The organism is Mesorhizobium sp. M4B.F.Ca.ET.089.01.1.1 (assembly GCF_004022605.1).
GTDB lineage: Bacteria > Pseudomonadota > Alphaproteobacteria > Rhizobiales > Rhizobiaceae > Mesorhizobium > Mesorhizobium abyssinicae.
On sequence record NZ_RZOS01000525.1, the window covers coordinates 1 to 3,522 of the forward strand.

At 66.6% G+C, this 3,522-nt stretch carries 4 protein-coding genes; 1 reads left to right on the forward strand and 3 read right to left on the reverse strand.

Translation table 11 applies throughout. From position 1 onward, the window contains the following. Positions 1-1,371, reverse strand: a 1,371-nt coding sequence (locus tag EN780_RS29900) for a sugar ABC transporter ATP-binding protein (RefSeq protein ID WP_133372769.1), incomplete at its 3' end; no start/stop codon positions are given. Positions 1,372-1,502: 131 nt separating this feature from the next. Between EN780_RS29900 and EN780_RS29905 the strand changes: the two genes are divergently transcribed. Beyond that, positions 1,503-2,426: an SMP-30/gluconolactonase/LRE family protein gene (locus tag EN780_RS29905; RefSeq protein ID WP_128276088.1), complete on the forward strand. Its 924-nt coding sequence runs from the start codon at positions 1,503-1,505 to the stop codon at positions 2,424-2,426. Between the two features lie 59 nt (positions 2,427-2,485). Here the strand turns inward: EN780_RS29905 and EN780_RS29910 are convergent, their stop codons facing one another. Next, positions 2,486-2,704 carry a 4-oxalocrotonate tautomerase family protein gene (locus tag EN780_RS29910; protein ID WP_128276089.1) on the reverse strand — a complete coding sequence of 73 codons (219 nt, stop codon included), beginning with the start codon at positions 2,702-2,704 and terminating at the stop codon, positions 2,486-2,488. A gap of 306 nt (positions 2,705-3,010) precedes the next feature. Beyond that, positions 3,011-3,522, reverse strand: a 512-nt coding sequence (locus EN780_RS29915; protein WP_189556846.1) for a polyprenyl synthetase family protein, incomplete at its 5' end; no start/stop codon positions are given.

Genomic DNA, 3,522 nt, shown 5'->3' on the forward strand with positions numbered 1-3,522 from the left:
CTCCTCGAAATCGGTGGAGACGACGATGACCGCCAGCCCTGCCTCGACGGCCGCCGCGATCAGCCGGTAGATCTCGGCCTTGGCGCCGACATCGACGCCGGCCGTCGGGTCCTCGGCGATCAGCAGCTTGCGGCCCGTCGCCAGCCAACGGCCGACGACCACCTTCTGCTGGTTGCCGCCTGAAAGCGCTTCGATCGGCAGATGCGGATCGTTGGGCCTCAGCCCCAGCCGCGCGCCGAGTTCCTGCGTCAGCTCGCTCTCCCGCGCCGGCTTCATGAAGGAGAACAGCCCACGGCCGACCGCCGACGGATTGAGATACATGTTCTCGCGCACGGAAAGCGACAGCGCGACCGATTCCTCGGTGCGGTCGCGCGCGATGAGGCCGACGCCGGCGGCAAGGGCGGCGCCGATCGATGACAGGTCGAGGCGCTTGCCGTCGAGCGAGACCGTTCCCTCGAAACGCTCGGCGCCGAACAGCGCGCGGCCTACAGCCTCCTGTCCGGCGCCGCGCAGGCCGACCAGCCCGAGCAATTCGCCGGAGCGCGCCTCGAAGGTGACTGGGCCGACGTTGCCGCAAGTGAGGTTTTCGACCTTGAGCCGCTCCGGCCCGTCCTGCCATTGCGACTTGGCGAACATCTGGTGCGCCGGCCGGCCGACGATCAGGTCGACCAGTTCCTGCGGCGTGGTCTCGACCACCGGCTTCACCGCGACCATGCGGCCGTCGCGCATGACGGCGACGCGATCGGCGATGCGGAACACCTCGTCCAGCCGGTGCGAGACATAGATCATGCCGACGCCGCGCTCGCGCAGCGGCCGCAGCGCCTCGAACAGGCGCTCGACCTCGTCCGCCGGCAGGCTCGCCGTCGGCTCGTCGAGCACCAGCACGTCGGCCTCAGTCGCCAGCGCGCGGGCGATCGCCACCAGCGACTTTTCGGTGCGGGAAAGATCCTGGACGCGCGTCGCCGGATCGAAGGCGCAGCCGACCAGCGCCAGCGCGCGCTCGGCGCGGCGCTCGGTGTCGCGCCAGTCGATCAGGCCGGAGCGGCGCGAAAAACCTTGCGCCATGCCGACATTCTCGGCCACCGTCATCCATTCGATGAGGCCGAGGTCCTGATGGATGAAGGCGACCTTCTGCGGCTGGTTGGGACGCGGCGGGCGGTGGTGGTAGTCCTCGCCGCGAAAGCGGATCGTGCCTTGGTCGCGCTTGTGAATGCCGGCGAGCGTCTTGATGAGCGTCGACTTGCCGGCGCCATTCTCGCCGAGCAGGGCGACGATCTCGCCCTCGTGGATGTCGAGCGACACCGACTTCAGCGCCAGGGTGCCGCCGAAGCGCTTGGAGATGTCGATGAATTCGATGAGCTTGGGCCGCATCTATGGCCCTCCCAAGCCAAGCAAACGGACTGAATTGGCACCGATGTTATCGCTAACATTTTTGCAGGTCAAGTCTTGAAAACGGCTCGCCGCGAAGGCTATCGATATCCCGTTTTCGCGGAGGAAGAAGCATGTTCGGAGACATAGAGGGCGCCGGCTTCGAGGTTCTCGACGAGCGGTTCGAAAGCTGCTTCGTCGGCCATGTGGCGGTCGAGCGGCTGTGGACCGGCGGGCGCTGGCTGGAAGGCCCGGCATGGTTCGCGGCCGGGCGCTATCTGGTCTTCTCCGACATCCCCAACGACCGCATCATGCGCTACGACGAGACCAATGGCGCGGTTTCGGTGTACCGGGCGCCGGCAAACAATGCCAACGGCAACACGGTCGATACAGAGGGACGGCTGGTCACCTGCGAGCATCGGGCGCGCCGCGTCACGCGCACCGAGCATGACGGATCGATCACGGTGATCGCCGACCGCTTCGACGGCAAGCGGCTGAATTCGCCCAACGACGTCGTGGTGCGCTCGGATGGCACAGTGTGGTTTTCCGATCCGCCCTACGGCATCGCGACCGACTATGAGGGCGACCGCGCCGAACAGGAGATCGAGGGCTGCCACGTCTACCGTGCCGATCCCGCGACCGGCGCGGTGGCGCGCGTCGTCTCGACGATGGCGAAGCCCAACGGTCTCGCCTTCTCGTCGGACGAGAGCGTCCTCTATGTCGGCGACACCGGCATCACGCATCAGAAGGACGGGCCGCGGCACATCCGCAAGTTCGCCGTCGAAGGCAATTCGCTGGGGGAAATCGGCGTTTTCGCAACCTGCACGGCCGGCCTGTTCGACGGCTTCAGGGTGGATACGGCCGGCCGTGTCTGGGCAGGCGCCGGCGACGGCGTGCATTGCTTCGACCCCGACGGCACCCTGATCGGCAAGATCCGTATCCCTGAAACGGTGGCGAACCTCACCTTCGGCGGCGCAAAGCGCAACCGCCTGTTCATCACGGCGCGGCAGTCGCTCTATTCGGTGTTCGTGGTCGCCAACGCGGCCGCAAGAGGCTGAGGTCCGACTTGCATTGCGCGAAAGGCGAGCCGCTCGACAAGCGGCCCGCCTTGTTCATGTCAGGCACCATCCTTTGCCCGATAGGCATCGGGAAGGACGAAGACTTCATCGGCGCGGCCGTAGCCTCCATCAGCAACTTCTTCGATCAGCACCATGGTGTAGGGGCGCACATCCTCGCCGAAATAGTCGACGAACATCTGCGTGGTCTTGTGGACGAGATCTTCCTTCTGCGCTTTTGTGAGGGCGGCCTCGGGCATCTTGAAGTTGGCAAAGGGCATTTGCAGGTTCCTTTCGGTGGATTCACGGCGCTGCTTGGCGAGGCCGATGACCACGGTCGCGCCGACATCGGACGGATCGATCTTCGTTGTCATGGAGCGGATATAGATTGCCGCAGAAGTCGGATAATCACCCCGCTGCTGGCAGCACTATTCGGAAAGAGCGAACAATCGAAGCCGACGTCGGCGCCCTATCCGCAGCTCGCTCAGCAGTGCGCGCTTTGCTGGAATGGCATCCAGCATTTCGCGCTGGCAGGGTTGTGAAGATCGGACTGGTGGCGAGCCGGCGTCGTTCGCCTGTACAACAGGTCAGCTGTTGCGCGTCGCCACGAATGTCGCCGCTTCCTTCAGCAAGGCGGCGCGCTCGCCATAGGGATCGAGCAGCGCATGCGCCTGGCCGACGAGGCCGCTGAGCTGCTTGCGCGCCCAGTCGGCGCCGTGCAGGGCGACCAGCGTCGCCTTGCCGGCGGCGGCGTCCTTGCCGGTCGCCTTGCCCATCTGGTGCGCATCCGCCGTCAGGTCGAGCAGGTCGTCGGCAAGCTGGAAGGCGAGCCCGATCGCCGAGCCGAATTCGGCCAGCCGCTCGCGGTCTTCCGGCGGCGCGCCGGCGACGATGGCGCCGGCCTCGCAGGCAAAGCGGATCAAGGCGCCGGTCTTCATCGCCTGCAGCCGGATGATGCCGGCCTCGTCCGGTGGATTGCGGCCGGCATCGAGATCGAGCATCTGCCCGCCGACCATGCCGCCAATGCCGGCGGCGCGGGCAAGTGCCAGCACCAGCGCCCCCCGGCGTTCCACGGGCAGCACGGTCGCCTCGTCGGCGA

Coding starts and splice junctions, on each gene's coding strand:
- EN780_RS29910 (WP_128276089.1), bottom strand. CDS start 2,704: ATGCCCTTTGCCAACTTCAAGATGCCCGAGGCCGCCCTCACAAAAGCG.
- EN780_RS29905 (WP_128276088.1), top strand. CDS start 1,503: ATGTTCGGAGACATAGAGGGCGCCGGCTTCGAGGTTCTCGACGAGCGG.